Annotated in this window: 15 protein-coding genes and 1 pseudogene; 8 read left to right on the top strand and 8 right to left on the bottom strand. The window is 59.7% G+C overall.

The annotated features are described in order from the left end of the window. Window positions 1–96: 96 nt before the first annotated feature. The 5 genes from GFM02_RS35505 (at window position 97) to GFM02_RS31210 (ending at window position 3953) form a co-directional block, all read left to right on the top strand. Complete coding sequence (locus tag GFM02_RS35505) at window positions 97–225, top strand: hypothetical protein (RefSeq protein ID WP_260682840.1); 129 nt, start codon at window positions 97–99, stop codon at window positions 223–225. 128 nt (window positions 226–353) lie between these two features. Next, window positions 354–1217 (top strand): alpha/beta fold hydrolase, encoded by an 864-nt coding sequence (locus tag GFM02_RS31225; protein ID WP_168323818.1) that lies wholly within the window; start codon window positions 354–356, stop codon window positions 1215–1217. A 33-nt stretch (window positions 1218–1250) separates the two neighbouring features. Continuing rightward, window positions 1251–2255, top strand: coding sequence for an NADP-dependent oxidoreductase (locus GFM02_RS31220; protein WP_168272406.1), 1005 nt, complete (start codon window positions 1251–1253; stop codon window positions 2253–2255). Next, window positions 2203–2832: a DUF2147 domain-containing protein gene (locus tag GFM02_RS35285; RefSeq protein WP_246792505.1), complete on the top strand. Its 630-nt coding sequence runs from the start codon at window positions 2203–2205 to the stop codon at window positions 2830–2832. The genes GFM02_RS31220 and GFM02_RS35285 overlap by 53 nt, the downstream gene beginning before the upstream one ends. A 26-nt stretch (window positions 2833–2858) precedes the next feature. Then, window positions 2859–3953, top strand: a complete 1095-nt coding sequence (locus tag GFM02_RS31210) for an alkene reductase (protein WP_168323817.1) — start codon at window positions 2859–2861, stop codon at window positions 3951–3953. A 26-nt stretch (window positions 3954–3979) separates the two neighbouring features. Here GFM02_RS31210 and GFM02_RS31205 read toward each other — a convergent pair whose 3' ends face one another. After that, entirely contained in the window at window positions 3980–4555 is a 576-nt protein-coding gene (locus tag GFM02_RS31205; RefSeq protein ID WP_168323816.1) for a TetR family transcriptional regulator, read from the bottom strand. Between the two features lie 184 nt (window positions 4556–4739). Here GFM02_RS31205 and GFM02_RS31200 point away from each other — a divergent pair, with 184 nt between their 5' ends. Then, window positions 4740–5642, top strand: a complete 903-nt coding sequence (locus tag GFM02_RS31200; RefSeq protein WP_168323815.1) for an alpha/beta fold hydrolase — start codon at window positions 4740–4742, stop codon at window positions 5640–5642. A 339-nt stretch (window positions 5643–5981) separates the two neighbouring features. On the opposite strand, the gene GFM02_RS31190 is transcribed toward GFM02_RS31200, so the two are convergent. The 5 genes and pseudogenes from GFM02_RS31190 to GFM02_RS31170 all read right to left on the bottom strand — a co-directional run bounded on the left by GFM02_RS31190 (window position 5982) and on the right by GFM02_RS31170 (window position 12132). Continuing rightward, window positions 5982–7526, bottom strand: a complete 1545-nt coding sequence (locus GFM02_RS31190; protein ID WP_168323814.1) for a putative bifunctional diguanylate cyclase/phosphodiesterase — start codon at window positions 7524–7526, stop codon at window positions 5982–5984. A 372-nt stretch (window positions 7527–7898) separates the two neighbouring features. Further along, window positions 7899–9326, bottom strand: a complete 1428-nt coding sequence (locus GFM02_RS31185) for a hypothetical protein (RefSeq protein ID WP_168323813.1) — start codon at window positions 9324–9326, stop codon at window positions 7899–7901. Window positions 9327–9457: 131 nt separating this feature from the next. Continuing rightward, window positions 9458–10132, bottom strand: coding sequence for a hypothetical protein (locus GFM02_RS31180; protein WP_168323812.1), 675 nt, complete (start codon window positions 10130–10132; stop codon window positions 9458–9460). Between the two features lie 249 nt (window positions 10133–10381). Further along, window positions 10382–10547 (bottom strand): annotated as a pseudogene (locus GFM02_RS35280) (RbsD/FucU domain-containing protein); the annotation flags it as partial. A gap of 52 nt (window positions 10548–10599) precedes the next feature. Continuing rightward, a complete protein-coding gene (locus GFM02_RS31170; protein ID WP_168323811.1) occupies window positions 10600–12132 on the bottom strand; it encodes a winged helix-turn-helix domain-containing protein in 1533 nt (510 codons plus the stop codon). Between the two features lie 116 nt (window positions 12133–12248). Here GFM02_RS31170 and GFM02_RS31165 point away from each other — a divergent pair, with 116 nt between their 5' ends. Continuing rightward, window positions 12249–12683 carry a cupin domain-containing protein gene (locus GFM02_RS31165; protein ID WP_168283770.1) on the top strand — a complete coding sequence of 145 codons (435 nt, stop codon included), beginning with the start codon at window positions 12249–12251 and terminating at the stop codon, window positions 12681–12683. A 19-nt stretch (window positions 12684–12702) separates the two neighbouring features. After that, complete coding sequence (locus GFM02_RS31160; protein WP_020048284.1) at window positions 12703–13185, top strand: RidA family protein; 483 nt, start codon at window positions 12703–12705, stop codon at window positions 13183–13185. Between the two features lie 62 nt (window positions 13186–13247). Here the strand turns inward: GFM02_RS31160 and GFM02_RS31155 are convergent, their stop codons facing one another. Then, window positions 13248–13718 (bottom strand): RbsD/FucU family protein, encoded by a 471-nt coding sequence (locus GFM02_RS31155; RefSeq protein WP_168323810.1) that lies wholly within the window; start codon window positions 13716–13718, stop codon window positions 13248–13250. After that, complete coding sequence (locus GFM02_RS31150; RefSeq protein ID WP_168323809.1) at window positions 13702–14949, bottom strand: ROK family transcriptional regulator; 1248 nt, start codon at window positions 14947–14949, stop codon at window positions 13702–13704. Before GFM02_RS31150 ends, GFM02_RS31155 begins: the two co-directional genes overlap by 17 nt. Window positions 14950–15079 lie beyond the last annotated feature (130 nt).

Below are 15079 nucleotides of genomic sequence, written 5' to 3'. Positions count from 1 at the left end.
GTCTCCGTGACTTTCGGCGAAAAATCTCGGCCCGGTCGAGTTCGGTCATCGCCGGCGAGCGCGGGATCGGCATGTAGCGAGGAGCGACTCGGGCTCATGACGAAGTTTGAAGTGAGAATAGACCATCCCGACCGTGGTGATCTTTGCACCCTTCCTGGCTCGAGCGATCCGCGTACCAGCCTGCGGGAGATGGCGTTTGATTCGGCTGAGAAAAATTCCGCTTGACAACTTTGATGACGAGTATCATTAATCCTATTATGATGACAGTTGTCATTAAAATGTAGAGCGACCGAAGCTGCGTGCTTTCTCTCCGACCCAGCCCTGCCGGTTCGGGCCGGATATTGGAGTAAACGATGAACACTTCTGTAAGATATCTTCGGTCTGCCACGTGTTATGCCGAGGCGCCCAACCTCTGGATCAATGTTGGGAAAACCCCTTTTGCCTATCGCGACCTTGGCCCCCAGGGTGGCGTGCCGATCATTCTTCTCAACCATTGGGGCGCGGTGTTGGACAATTTCGATCCCCGCATTGTCGATGGTCTCGCCACCAGGCATCACGTAATCGCCACCAATTACAGAGGTATCGGCGCCTCAGGCGGTACGGCCCCTCTGACCATCGACGACATGGCACGCGACACGATCGCGTTGATCCGAACGCTTGGGTTCAAAAAAGTCGATCTGCTTGGATTTTCTCTCGGGGGATTTGTCGCGCAGGACATCACGCTGAAAGCCCCCGATCTCGTGCGCAAACTTATTTTAGCCGGTACCGGTCCCGCCGGAGGCCGGGGCATCGAGAAGGTGGGAGCGATATCCTGGCCCCTCATTATCAAAGGTCTGCTGACGTTGCGCGACCCAAAAACCTATCTGTTCTTCACGTCCACCGCCAATGGTCGCCAAGCCGCGAAAGCCTTTCTGGATCGACTGAAAGAGCGGAAGGCGGGAAGGGACAAGGGGCCAACTCCAAGGGCTTTCCTGCGCCAACTCCAGGCGATCAAAGCCTGGGGGCGGCAGGCGCCTCAGGATCTCGGCCGTATCACTATTCCGGTCCTGATCGCCAATGGCGACGATGACATCATGGTTCCGACCGTCAACAGCGCCGATATGGCCCAGCGCATCCCCGGAGCGGAGCTGGTTGTCTACAAGGACGCCGGGCATGGCGGAATTTTCCAGAACTACGCCGATTTCGTGCCGAAGGCTTTGTCCTTCCTTGGCGCCTGATACCACAATAGACTTCGAATTGGAGAAAGCCTCGTGAGGGCATTCGTCGTTGATAAGTACAAGAAGAAGGGCGCTTTGCGTCTGGCCAACCTGCCCGAACCGGAATTGCAGGACAATGATGTCCTGGTCCGGATTCAGGCCACGGCCGTAAACCTCCTGGACTCCAAGGTTCGGGATGGAGAGTTCAAGCTTATTCTTCCCTATCGCCCACCCTTCGTCCTGGGGCACGACGTTGCCGGAACGGTCGTCAAGGCCGGATCCAGGGTCAGGCGGTTCAAGGTGGGGGATCAGGTCTATGCGCGGCCGCGCGATCATCGGGTCGGCACATTCGCCGAATTCATCGCCGTCGATGAAGCCGACGTGGCGCTGAAGCCGAACAACCTCAGCATGACGGAAGCGGCGTCCATCCCGTTGGTGGGGCTGACCGCGTGGCAGGCGCTGGTCGAGGTGGGCAAGGTAAAACCCGGCCAGAAGGTCTTCATTCAGGCCGGTTCCGGCGGGGTCGGGACTTTCGCCATTCAGCTCGCCAAGCATCTCGGTGCGACCGTCGCGACGACGACGAGCGCTGGCAATGCCGAGCTGGCCAGAAGCCTCGGGGCGGATGTGGTGATCGATTACAAGACGCAGGATTTCGAGAAGGTCTTGTCGGGTTACGATCTCGTGCTGAACAGCCAGGATCCAAAGACGCTCGAAAAATCTCTGGCTGTGCTGAAGCCGGGCGGCCAGCTCATTTCCATTTCCGGTCCGCCCGATCCCGCTTTCGCCGGGGCACTTGGCCTGAACCTGTTTCTGAAACTGGTGCTGCGCCTGCTGAGCCGAGGAGTCCGAAAAAAAGCCAAGCGTCTCGGCATTCGCTACTCGTTCCTGTTCATGCGCGCCGAAGGGCAGCAATTGGGTCAAATCACCTCGCTGATCGAATCGGGCGCGATCCGCCCGGTCGTCGACAAGGTGTTCCCGTTTGAGAAGACCGGGGATGCGCTGGCCTATGTCGAGACCGGGCGCGCGAAGGGCAAGGTGGTCATCACGGTCGCAGACTAGAACCCTTGGAGAGCTCGGCGGCTCACCGGATTTTCATGACCTCTGCGACGCTGGCCCCTTCCCAGCCGACTTTACGCCTATCCAGCAACACACGCGTTCAACGCAATTCAAGGAGCTGACAGCATTGCATATATTAAGAAGGTCCACCGTTTTCGCACTCACCGCCGCTGCGGCCCTCATGTCATCGGCGGCATGGGCTGACAATACCTCGCCTGTTGGCTTGTGGCGGAATGTCGATGACGTCAGCGGCAAGCCGAGGGCCTTGGTCCGAATTACCGAGTCAAATGGCACATTGCAGGGCAGGATCGAAAAAGTCTTTCTCGCCGCGAACGAAAGCCCGACCTGCGCGAAATGCGAAGGCGCGCTCAAGAACGCGCCGGTCGTTGGCTTGGTCATCCTGAGCGGCCTGAAGAAGGACGGCGACGAATATACCGGTGGCCAGATTCTCGATCCGGACAATGGCAAGGTCTACAGCAGCAAGATTTCCGTCACCAACGGCGGCACGAAGCTCAACGTGCGCGGCTTTATCGGCGTGTCGTTGCTCGGACGTTCACAGGTCTGGGAACGTCAGCAATAATTTCTAACTCTTTGTGAAAGTGACACATGACCAGCAAGACACTCTTTGGGCCCTCGGTACTCGGCTCCCTCACGCTCTCCAACCGCATCGTTATGGCGCCATTGACTCGCAACAGAGCAGGCGCCGGATTTGTGCCGGGGGATCTCATTGCCGAATATTATGCGCAGCGGGCCTCGGCAGGCCTGATCATCTCGGAGGCGACCCAGATTTCGCAGCAGGGTCAAGGCTATCAGGACACGCCCGGCATCTACACAGAGGCGCAGATCGACGGCTGGCGTAAGGTGACCGACGCGGTGCATGCCAAGGGCGGCCACATCTTCCTGCAGCTCTGGCATGTCGGTCGGGTATCGCATGTCGACTTGCAGCCGGATGGGCAGCCCCCGGTGGCGCCTTCCGCCATCAGGGCCGCAACCAAGACGTTTGTGAACAACGCCTTCGTGGATGTGTCGGCACCTCGGGCGCTCGAACCGGGCGAGATCCCCGGCATTATCAAGGATTTCCGTGGCGCCGCCGCCAATGCGATCGCCGCCGGTTTCGATGGCGTCGAAGTTCACGGCGCCAATGGCTACCTGCTCGACCAGTTCGCCAGGGATGGATCGAACATCCGAACCGACGCTTATGGCGGCTCGATTGAAAACCGCGCCCGGCTGACGCTGGAGGTGACGGCCGCGGTCATCGAGGAAGTTGGAGCGCAGCGAACCGGCGTTCGGATTTCGCCGGTGTCGCCGGCCAATGGGATATCCGCAACCGATCCGCAGGCGCAGTTCAACTACATCGTCGAGCAGCTCGACGAGATGGGCATTGCCTACCTCCATGTCGTCGAAGGCGCGACGGGCGGGGCGCGCGACGTTGCACCCTTCGACTATGAGGCGCTTCGCCGCAGGTTCAAGAACACTTACATCGCCAACAACGGCTACGATCTGGAACTCGCGACGGCAAGGCTGGAGCAGGGACTGGCGGATTTGTTCGCCTTCGGCAGGCCGTTCATTGCCAACCCGGATTTTGTCGAACGCCTGAAGGCCGGTGCACCGCTGGCCAATCTCGATATGGCGACGCTCTATGGCGGAGGTGCTGCGGGCTATACCGACTATCCCACCATGGCCGCGCCGGTCGACGCCTGACTGCATAGGGCCGCGCATGCGCGGCCCTATTGCTTGCGCGCGTGATTTCCGATGGCGTCACGGCAGTCGGCCCGGCAGGCATCCAGGATTTCATCCGCCAGGGAAGAATTGTCCGGGCAGGCTCTCGAAAGGACGATGGCGCCCACGGCCTGAGCAAGGAGGCTGATGGTTAGCGCGCGCGATCCGGCGCCGTGATCGCGCGTCATGTCGCCCTCGAACGTGCTGAGCAGGTTCTCGATTCCTGCGGCAAAAGCCGATCTCGTCTCATCCGGCAGCCGTGCTGCTTCGCAACTTAGTGCCGCAGCGGGGCACCCATGACCGCGCGCATCCCGGTGCTCGCGCGAGATATAGGCTTCGATGGCGGCAAGCGCATCATATCCTGCGTAGCGTTCCGCGGTCTCGCCGAAACCCCTGGCGGTCGCCGCTGCGATCAGCTCCTCCTTGGATCGGAAGTGGTTGTAGAAGCCGCCATGAGTGAGCCCGGCACGCTCCATCAGCTCCGCCACCGCCACGCCATCGTACCCGCGCTCGCGAAACAGTTCGGAAGCGATGGTGATAATCCGCTCGTAGTTTTCCTGCTTTTTTTCCTTGGTGATCCGCACTTCGCAGCCCTTTCGACGGCCATGCCCAAACTATGATGTCGTGCGTCATTGTAGCTTGACTTATTGATGACGTATATCATTAATAATGTCAACCAACATAAGGATTACATCAGGGCAAGACGCACCTCACGGCATCCAACCGGCTGTAGAGGCGTCACAATCGTCGCGAAACGGGGAGGGGAGTATGTTTGAGGGTTTTGAAAGCGTCCGGATTGCCGTCGATGGCGTGGAAATCGCTTATGTCGCCGCGGGTGCGGGGGAGCCGCTGCTGATGCTGCATGGCTTTCCGCAGACCAAGGCACTTTGGGCACGGATCGCACCAGAGCTGGTCGCGCTTGGCTATCGGGTGATCTGCGCAGATTTGCGCGGCTATGGCGCCTCCGACAAACCGCCGGCTCGCGCTGATCTGGCCAATTACAGCTTCCGCGCCATGGCAGCAGATCAGCTCGGTTTGATGAAAACGCTTGGACACGAGCGGTTTCATCTCGCGGGTCACGACCGCGGTGCCCGGGTGGCGCACAGGCTGGCTCTCGATCATCCTGCGGCTGTGGCGAGCGTCACTTTGATGGACATCGTGCCGACGGCGGTGATGCTGGGCGACCTGCGCCGCGAGGTCGCTCAAAGCTACTGGCACTGGTTCTTCCTCGCTCAACCCGCGCCGTTCCCGGAGCGAATGATCGAAGCCAATCCCGATCTCTTTTATGAAACCTGCCTGTTTGGATGGGGCGCGGCAGGCCCGCAGGATTTCGACGTCGAACAGCTCGCGGCCTACCGGGCTTCCTGGCATGATTCCAAGGCGATTGCCGGCGGCTGCAACGATTACCGTGCGGCGCTGGCCGTCGATCTCGCCGACGATCTGGCGGAGCAAGGGAGACGTATATCGGCGCCGGCGCTGGTCCTGTACGGCGCAGCCGGCGCGATGGCCAAACTCTATGATCTCCCAGCCACCTGGGCGGATCGTTGCACCACCATGGACGCTCGCGCCGTACCAGGCGGACATTTTTTCCCGGACTCCGCGCCTGTCGAAGTTACAGAACAAGTGGCTGCGTTTCTTGGGCGTCATCCTTTTACCCCTGTGTCGGAGTAAAGTCCGGACGATTGCACCGGCGCGCCGTCACGCTGTAAAACTTTGGACTGCTGCCCCGAGCAGCTCTGCGAGCGCCTGCGATATCACGCTCCAGTGGAACGGCCGGTCGGCCAGGGTGGACAGGGCTTGCTCGACAACGGCGACGTATCGTCAGGCATTGCGCCGTCGCGTCAATCAATGACACGTCCAACCCGTTTGCCGATGGCGTCAGGTCCTATGCGCTCGATGCACCGACAAAGCCACGCAGCTCTGGGCGAAAAGTGAGGCATTGATAAGCGTAACTTGAAGTCGGCAAGCTCGTGTTGGCTCTGATTCAGAGCCAACATACCGCGGCCCCCATCAACCGCGTTGCAAAATTCTGGCGCTGACCTCGCCTGTGGCAAGCTTCTCGGCCGGCGCTGGCCTGCCAAGCAGATAACCTTGGCCGATATCGCAACCCAGGTCCTGAAGCCGCTGAAGCTGGCTCTCCTCTTCGATACCCTCGGCGGTTATCGTCACGCCAAGTCCCACACCGAGAGCGATGATCGCCCTGATCACCTTGTCTTGCTTATCGTCGGTTTCGAATGAAGAGACGAAACTCCTGTCGATCTTGATCTTGTCGAATCGGTAGTTGGATAGTTGTGAGAGGCTGGAATAACCAGTTCCAAAGTCGTCGAGAGCAATCCCGACCCCGGCATTCACGAGATCATCGAGGACGATTCGTGCCGTAACGGCGTCCTGGATGATGGCGCTCTCCGTCACTTCCAGCTCGACCCGGTGCGCGGGCAGACCGACATCGCCCAATATCTTGAGAATTCTGAGCCCCAGTAACCGATCGCTCAGTTGGATCGGAGAAAGGTTGAATGACAGGACGAGCTCGCTTGGCCAGGAAAGCGCATCGGTGCAGGCGTGGCGAAGCAGTTGGTCGGTCAATTCGACGATCAGACCGGCTTCCTCCGCCACCGGAATGAATTCGTTCGGTGGGATGAATTCGCCGGAGGCCGTCTTCCAGCGTGCCAGCGCCTCGAAGCCGATAATCCTATTCGTTTTCAGGTCCACAAGCGGTTGATAGTAGGGAACGATCTCAGCCTTCTTAATGGCTGCTCTCAGATCGGCTTCCATCCGGATCCGCTTCGCCAACTCGTCCTGCATCGAAGGAACGAAGGGCTTCACCAGATTGCGCCCCTGCTTTTTGGCGACATACATCGCACAGTCGGAATGTCGAATGACTTGACTGAGGTCATCGCCGTTCTCCGGAAAAAGCGCGAAGCCGACACTGGCGCCGAGGTCAACGGCGACACCATTGAATGTGAACGGCTTGCCGATCACGGTCACTATGCGGTTCGCCAACGCGGCAAGATCGGGATTTCCGGTTCGCCGCGCCAGAACAACGAATTCGTCTCCACCAAGGCGGAAAACGTGTTCACGGGGAAAGAGGGAAGAGAGCCGCTGAGCAACAGTCTTCAGCACCGCATCACCGTGATCATGCCCCAGGAGGTCGTTGACCTTCTTGAAGCCGTCGAGATCGATGCTGAACACGGCGTAGGTTTCTTCCCTTTGATCGGTCATCGCCTGCGCGCATACGGAATCCAGAAACCTGCGGTTAGGCAGTTCGGTCAGCGTGTCGTGACAGGCAATCCAGTCTACGTTCTTTTCGGCCTGCAGCCGGCGATTGACCTCCCTCGAAAGATCCCGGATTCTCAGCGCGGAATAAATGAGCCCGAGAAACCCGGAGATATTAAGGGCGAGGAGCGCGTGGTCCAGCGGATAGTCATGATGCTTCTCGATGAACCGATCCAGCCCTTCATGCCATTGGAGGAACCAAGATAGGCAGAAGAGAACCAGGAAGACCGCGAGCCAGGCAACGATCTCCATCTGCGGTCTGGTTGGTTGGATGCGAGGCATATGAACAGGCTCCTGTTGTGTGAAGAGCCGTCATGGCCAGTTTGGTACACTCGTATCACCGAATGCCGATGACGGATGGCGCTACTTCGCGGCATCGGCGGTCACGCCGTGATCGAAGACCGCCTCAATTCATTCGGGCGGAATAAGAGGGCCGGTATCGCAGTGGCTGATGAAGCCGCGCAGCACCGACAAATCCCAAAGATCATCTGTTCGCTTGATAGGTTAATGGTGGGTTGCCTTTACGAAGGCACGGGAGTTTCGCTGCGCACAATGGATATCTTTGCCGTAAATCGGATGAGGATTCGGTCCCATGGTGTCTACCGTTCGCCGAACAAGACAGGAGCGCCCTAAAGATGGACCGGATTATCAAGGCTAATTCGATTGGCGGAGCGAGATGAGTTGGGCGTTTGCCTCACCCAGGACGCCATTCGTCATTCGCAGGTAGAGTGCTGTGCCGGTCTGTTCGAAGAGCGGCTTGACGCCTTCAGCCAAATTGATCGCCTCTTCCAACATGGCGATCCTCTCGTTTTTCGTAACCGAAGGAAGCTCTGCCTTTGCATAGTGCTGCAGGGTCCGCGCAAGTTTCAAATCCATATAGGCGGTAGCGTCTGGCAAATTGAGCTTTTCCGTTATCGCGTATGCGTCGCGGTGAAGTTTCAACGCTTTTTGAAATCCTGCTTCCTCTCGGTTCAGTTCGGCCAACAGCAGCGTGTCATCGCCAAGATTCGCCATGTTTTCCCAGCTCGGGCCGTCCTTGTCTAATTTCCTGGCTATTTCGAAGGTCAGACTATTGAATTTTACGGCCTTTTCAGCGTCGGCACGCTGCTGGCTATCCGATGCGATACGTCCATATGCTGCGCCAACCGTGCTATAGATGTATCGCAACGCACGTTCATCGGTGCTGTTTTCATATTTGCCCAGCCACTCCTCCAACGGCTTCACGCCACGCCTGGCGTGAGCGCTTCCGTTTCCTGGATTGAGTTCATTGGCATAACCCAGCGTTGCGGAAAAATCCTGAGCAAAATCAAGCTCCTTGCTCTTGCTTGGATCTTTGATCGCCCTGTATTCGCGTTCCAACAGTTCTGCAGAACGCAACAGCAAGGCCTCATCGGATTTCCAGCGCCCAAGCTCTTCCAGAGCCTTTGGCATTCCGCTTGGTACGAAGCTATCGCAGTCGCTCCGACCGGCAAGTGGGCACAGGGTCAGCAGAGCTTCACCGGCTTCAGCTTTCATGGCGGAGCGAAATAGGAAGGGCGAATTATAACCAGCAAAGGCGCCGCTCGCATCGTTTGCGATCCAAAGGCTATCGAGAGCGGAGAAGGCTTCTTTTGCAGCATCCGGCGCGGCAGCATCCAGTGCGGCTCTCAGCATCGAGATTGCCAGGACCACGCGCCTATTCCGATCGGTTTCATTGTCGGGAAGAGAATAAGTATATTCCTCGTCTCCGTCGCCAAGCATCGTGGCCAACCAGATACGCTTTTGGCTTATCTCAACCGCGCTGCCCGTTGAAATGTCGTCGCATGCGTCCAGAAGCTCTTCTGCGGCCTCCGCACTGGATTTTGTCATTTCCCGTAGTTCGATGCAGAGATCGGTATCTCCGGCATAGGAGAATTTATCCAGCAAGGGCGTCGCAATATGCACCTCGCGTCCCGAAGCATCCTTGTAGATCCTGGAAGGCGGCGTTTCGCTCGCCTGTGGGATGCCGTCTGGCTTGATTGGGGTAGACAATCGAGTTTCTGTCGTGAGCGCCATGTAGGCGGCGGCGGCGAGCACGCAAGCTATCAGCAGGCGCTCTTTCATTTGATTTTCTCAAACCAGTTCGACGCAGAGGAATGATCGATCAATCGACGCTCCCGGATTCCACATGTTTTACGGCGTTGAGCGTCTGATACCCAACCGCTTCGCCAGGGTAGGGCGCATCCCGGAGCCGATCAACCCGCCAGCATGGTATCCCCCAGGCTGTAGCAGTGGCTTGCCTGATAGGCGTTCCGACCTCGGTTCATGTGCGTCACATTGAAAGTCCGAATGGCGCGCAAGATGCGGCGCTCCGCGAGGAATTTGCGGATCGAGGCCGAGCCCCGCACAGTGATGCCGAAAATGTCCTCGCCGCGTGGGAAAAAATAACCGACGTCTTCGGGTGTCGCGACGCAGTCCTCGAGAAAAGCCGCGTCCACATTGCCCTGCGCCGGTGAGTGATCGGTGGTGAAATGCGAAAGATGCACCAGGAATCGTGCGCGCAGGCCCTCGCCGTCGGCGTAGAGCGTGAAAAGCTCCATCCAGCTCGCATTGACGCGGACGAGCGGCTTGTCGGAAGTCGAGGGCAGACAGGAAGCCGACCAGTAGTGACGCTCGGTCTTGCGCGGGATGGGGATGCAGGTTTGCCCGTATATCCCGAGAATTTCCAGAACGTCTTGCGCCTGTGGGCGACGAAGCAGCTTCTCAAACCGTGCGACGTACTTGAACCGCTGTTCCAGGGACTCCAAGCGCTCTTCGGCGTCGATTAGGTCCGCCTTGCCTTCTATCCAATCGCGCTGCTGCTCAGGATCCAGAAACTTGCGCAAACCGGTGATGCTGCGACGAGGAGTAGTGCTCATGTCAGGTGCCATGTGAAATCCGTGTCCTCATCGCTTCACCGGCCTGATTCCGCACGTATCCCTGCAGCCGCGCGACGTCGGCTCCTGGTGGTGAGGCGACGTTCCGCAGCGCTTGACTTAACAAGCGGTTTGCCGGCGCGGTGGACCAATCCACCGGCCGCACAATAACTCCATCCAAAGAATGGCGAAAGACCGACCTTCAGCCGGACCGAAAGCCAAAGCCTACCGACGACCAAACGCTGCGTCTTTTGGCTGGAATTGCTAGTAGACGAACGGATGCACCTCGGCCGCCGCATGGGCGTCCGCCTCCTTCGGACAGATCACGCCCTTGCGCAGGATGATGTTGGCATAGAGCCTGGGCCGCCGGCCTGGATCACCGCATGGGCGGTCTTCACCGGCCGTCGGAGTCCCGGCCGACGAGCGGCAGGCCTCAGGCTTCTTCGGCGCCGATCCTGAACGGGTTTTGCCAACCGGTCGTCTTAAAATTCCGCCTCTCGCAGCAGCTCGTTCAGGCGGGTGGCCCATTCCTTGTTGCCATCCCTGAACGGACCAAGCGCATCGCCGGCGGATTGGGAAAGGTCGCTGGCAGCCGCAGCAAAGCGGCGGGCCTGTTCACGATGTCCCGCGGCCATATGGCAGCACGCCTGAATGCGCAGAAGCGCCGGCCAGTCAGGCCGCGCCTTTTGCGCCGTACGTCCCGTTTCGAGTGCGCCCTCGACGTTGCCCGAAAAGAACAGTGCAAGCATCAGGAGGCTGAACCAAACCCCATTCTGCGGGTCATGGGGGTTGAGTTCGAGGCCGCGAGCCAGGGGCTGCCGCGCGCCGGCCGCATCCCCCGAAAAGAGACGGGCCATGCCGAAGACGAGATAGCCCAAGGCGAAACTCGAACCGAGTTCGATGGACCGTTCCGCTGCGAGGATCGCCTGGTCAGCCCTGCCCGTATAGGCCGACACGATCGCCAGCGCATAGTGCGAGTACGGGTTCCGCGCATCGAGATAGATCGCCCGAAGGGCCGCATCCAACCCTTCCTTCCCGTCCGCGGCGGGGTTATCAGTCCAGCCGTAGCCAATGAGGCCCGCATTGACCCGCGCCCGCCAGATCTGCGCCTCCGGAAGCATGGGATCGAGTTCCGCAGCCTCGCGGAAGAATCGCCGTGCGACAAGGTGGGTGGGCTGGGTGACCTTGTGGAAATTGAATGTACCTTGCCTTACAAGGTTCCAGGCAGTGATGTTGCCGGTGTGCGGAGCCATCGGAAGCCCATGACGCAACAGCAGCTCGGGCTCCACCGCTGCTGCGATCCGCTCGGCGATGGCGTCTTGCACTGCAAATACCTCGGCCACCTGAAGGTCGTAATGTTCGGACCAGACGGTGGCACCTTTCACTGCGTCGGCGAGGTGCACCGATATCCGGATCTGATCGCGGGTATACCGGATAGCTCCATCCACCAGAAAATCGACGCCAAGTTCGCGCGCGATAGATTGCGGATCCCTCGAGCCATCCTTCCTTGTGAAACTCGCCCCACGTGAGGCGACGCGGAACCATCTGAAGCGAACGAGGGCCATGATCAGGTCGTCGGTAATACCGTCGGCCAGATACTGTCTTTCAGCATCACCGCCGAGATTTTCGAATGGCAGTACCGCAATCGCCGGCATCGAACTGGTCTGCGCATGCCATCCGCTTTCGGCTGCGTCGGTCCGGCTCTCCACAGGACCGGAAAATCGGTATCCGACCCGCGGAACCGTGACGATCCATTCGCTGCCGTCTGATGCAGGGCCGAGCAGCTTGCGAAGAGCGGCAATCTGAACGGAAAGATTGCTTTCCTCAACAATCAATCCCGGCCAAACCGCATCCATCAGGGCCGACTTGGAGACGACACCTCCCTGTGCCGAAAGCAGAGCGGCAAGCAGGGAAGCACCTCGGGCGCCGATAGCGACAGGCCTATTGTCGCGAAACAGGCATCCGTTCTCGGCAATGAACTCGAAGTGGCCGAAGGCAAGGTGCTGGGTGTTCATGGCCGAGATGATACGCGATTTCGCAACTTTTCGGAATTTTTCGGCCCCGCTTCAGGACTTGCGCCGGCCGAGCGCGCAGAGTCTGTTCCAGTGCAGCGGCTGAAGTGGTGAGAGCGATGAAGAACGAAGCAACGCACCCGAAAAATCCCCATGGATTAACCGCGAAAGTCGTACGCGGGAGCGGCAGCCATGTCGCCGAGCAAGGGTCGGTCTATCGCTCGGGCATCTCGGCACAAAGCGTCGGATCAAGCATGCTGTGGCTGGGGATGATTTCGCTACCGGCAGGCAGACGAACCAAGGCCCATCGCCATGAGGGGCACGAGACGGCCCTTCTGATGACTGCGGGCCAAGAAATCGAGATCTGGTCGGGGCCGGAGCTCGAGCGGTGCGAATTGGTCCACGCCGGTGACTATCTGTTCATTCCGGCCGGCGTTCCCCACGTGGCCGTCAATCGCAGCACCGAAAGCGCCGAGTTCCTCGGTGCCCGCAACGACCCCGCAGCCAACGAGAGCGTCGTTCTGATGCCGGAGCTCGACAACATCGTACCTTAACCACACCGGGAGGTGCACCATGGCCATCATCGAACAACGTCTGGCCGAAATGGGTCTGGAATTGCCCGAGCCTTTGAAAGTTCGCGAGGGGCTGCATATGCCCTTCGCCTGGGTTCGCGTGCGCGGCAGCCGCGCTTACATCTCGGGTCACGTCGCGTGCAACCGCGATGGGACATTGGCAGACCCGCTTGGCAAGGTCGGAGCGGATGTTTCGGCAGAGCAGGGTTACGCGTCAGCCCGGCTCGTTGCCCTGGCCCATCTCGCCAGTCTCAAACGTGCTGTCGGAGACCTTGATCGGGTCACGGCTTGGCTGCGCGTCTTCGCCATGGTGAATGTTGCTCCGGGTTTCAATGAGACGCCGCTGGTCACAAACGGCTATTCCGATCTGATACTGGAGCTGTACGGCCCCAGCGTTGGCGCCCACGCCCGCTCGTCCATCGGCATGGCCATCCCTTTAAATGCGCCCGTAAACTGTGAAGCGGAAGTCGAAATAGACGGGTGACCGCCGGAACAGGATGAGCATGATGTCGCCCGATGACTGCTCACACTTTTCGGCATCATGCTCTAGTAAACGAAGGGATCAACCTCGGCATGGGCGTCCGCCTCCTTCGGATAGATCACGCCCTTGCGCAGGATGATGTTGGCATAGAGCCTGGGCTCACCGGTCTGGATCACCGCATGGGCAGTCTTCACTCGTCCGTAGAAATCCTGGCCGATCAGTGGCACGACCTGCCGGTGCGGTTCGTGGCGGGCGCAGCAGTCGATCATCTCCTCATGCACGGGGTCGAGCTTGTCGCGCTCGGCCTTGACCGTCGAGCGGAAGATCGCCTCCGTCACGAAATCATCGATCGGCAGCACGCTGAGCACGGCGTTGAGGACCGGGATGAGGCGGTGGCCGTCGAGCCGGATCAGCCGGCGGGCATGTTCGACGCCCGGATAATTGCCGTCGACGATAGCGATCTCGTCGCCGTGGCCCATGGCGCGAAGCGTCAAAAGCAGCTCCGGGCTCAACAGCGGATCAAGTCCTTTCAGCATGGTCTACCTCCTTGAAGAGTACGTTCTGGTCGGTGAGGTAACGCGCGAAGATCGGCAGGCTGGCGCCGCCGATGGCGCGTGCCTGGGCGCCGACCGCGCCCTCGATGATTTCGGGCATGACGACGCCCTGCAGGTCGAGCTTGGCCGCTTCGTCGATGGTGGCCTGCACCACGCGGCTGCGCACCCAGCTGGGAAAGCCGCCGTCGATCACGGCCGCGCTGAAATCGAGGATCGAGGCGGCGGCAACGATCGCCTGCGCCAGCGCTTTGGCGCTGTCCTGGATCCAGGCTTCCATCGGCTCGCCGAAATCCACCCAGTCGTCGGCCGAATACCAGAGCGGCTCGGGATCGATGCCACGCTCGCGCAGCATGTTCTCGAGCACGAAGATCGAGGCGATTTCGAGCAACTGCTTCGTCTCGCCGTTCTTGCCCCGCACCGGCAGCGGCCCGATCGCGCCCGCCGTGCCGGTGCGGCCGGAAAAGATCGCCGAATTCAAGACGATGCCGCCACCGATGAAGGAGCCGATGAAGAAATAGACGAAATCCGGATAGGACGGCCCAACGCCGAAGACCAGCTCGGCGCCGCAGGCGCTGGTCGCATCGTTCTGCATGAAGACCGGATGGGAGACGCGGGAGGCGATGTCGGCCTGCAGGTCGATCTCGCGCCAGACCTCCATGGCGCCGGCCGGCGCCCCCACCTCTTCGGCCCAGTTCCAGAGCTCGAAAGGCGCGGCGATGCCGAGGCCGGCAATACGGCCGCGCTGCTTGTCGTCGAGCCGCTCTTCGAGTTCCCGAATGCCTGATGTGACGAAGGCGAGAATTTCATCCGGCAATGGATAGGCATAGGTCTTATGCAGCTGCATGCGGATGCGGCCGACGAAATCCATCAGCACCAGATCGGCGCTGCGCCGGCCCATCTTCAGGCCGAAGGAATAGACGGCATCGGGGTTGAGATGCATCGGGATCGACGGCTGGCCGACACGGCCGCGCACCGGATCCCCGCGCGACAGCAGCCCTTCCTTTTCCAACACCCGCATGATGACGGAGACGGTCTGCGCCGACAGCCCGCTGCGGCGCGCGATATCGGCCTTCGACAGCGCGCCGTAGAGACGCACCAGCGACAGCACGAGCCGTTCGTTATAGGCTCGTACCCTGACCTGGTTTGCACCGCCGGCCGGATTCAGAATTGGTGGCGGGACCGGTATGTTTGCCGATCCATCCAAGGACGACATGGCCGCTCCTCCCGATTGTTGGCCTATGCCCTAATTCGATGGAGCATGCCACATCGAATTAATAATTCAATTGGATTTATTTATTGACAAGCCAATTTCTTTTCGCTCTTAATTGCCGTCGTCAAGGGCA

The sequence above is a fragment of the Rhizobium leguminosarum bv. viciae genome (assembly GCF_012276115.1).
GTDB lineage: Bacteria > Pseudomonadota > Alphaproteobacteria > Rhizobiales > Rhizobiaceae > Rhizobium > Rhizobium leguminosarum_T.
This window is presented reverse-complemented; position numbering and strand designations above follow the sequence as displayed.

What these genes read in the sequence shown, in the direction of transcription:
- GFM02_RS31180 (WP_168323812.1), bottom strand. Translation starts at nt 10,132, where the DNA reads ATGGCACCTGACATGAGCACTACTCCTCGTCGCAGCATCACCGGTTTG.
- GFM02_RS31190 (WP_168323814.1), bottom strand. Translation starts at nt 7,526, where the DNA reads ATGCCTCGCATCCAACCAACCAGACCGCAGATGGAGATCGTTGCCTGG.
- GFM02_RS35505 (WP_260682840.1), top strand. Translation starts at nt 97, where the DNA reads ATGACGAAGTTTGAAGTGAGAATAGACCATCCCGACCGTGGTGATCTT.
- GFM02_RS31200 (WP_168323815.1), top strand. Translation starts at nt 4,740, where the DNA reads ATGTTTGAGGGTTTTGAAAGCGTCCGGATTGCCGTCGATGGCGTGGAA.
- GFM02_RS31165 (WP_168283770.1), top strand. Translation starts at nt 12,249, where the DNA reads ATGAAGAACGAAGCAACGCACCCGAAAAATCCCCATGGATTAACCGCG.
- GFM02_RS31150 (WP_168323809.1), bottom strand. Translation starts at nt 14,949, where the DNA reads ATGTCGTCCTTGGATGGATCGGCAAACATACCGGTCCCGCCACCAATT.
- GFM02_RS35285 (WP_246792505.1), top strand. Translation starts at nt 2,203, where the DNA reads ATGTCGAGACCGGGCGCGCGAAGGGCAAGGTGGTCATCACGGTCGCAG.
- GFM02_RS31160 (WP_020048284.1), top strand. Translation starts at nt 12,703, where the DNA reads ATGGCCATCATCGAACAACGTCTGGCCGAAATGGGTCTGGAATTGCCC.
- GFM02_RS31155 (WP_168323810.1), bottom strand. Translation starts at nt 13,718, where the DNA reads ATGCTGAAAGGACTTGATCCGCTGTTGAGCCCGGAGCTGCTTTTGACG.
- GFM02_RS31185 (WP_168323813.1), bottom strand. Translation starts at nt 9,326, where the DNA reads ATGAAAGAGCGCCTGCTGATAGCTTGCGTGCTCGCCGCCGCCGCCTAC.
- GFM02_RS31210 (WP_168323817.1), top strand. Translation starts at nt 2,859, where the DNA reads ATGACCAGCAAGACACTCTTTGGGCCCTCGGTACTCGGCTCCCTCACG.
- GFM02_RS31225 (WP_168323818.1), top strand. Translation starts at nt 354, where the DNA reads ATGAACACTTCTGTAAGATATCTTCGGTCTGCCACGTGTTATGCCGAG.
- GFM02_RS31170 (WP_168323811.1), bottom strand. Translation starts at nt 12,132, where the DNA reads ATGAACACCCAGCACCTTGCCTTCGGCCACTTCGAGTTCATTGCCGAG.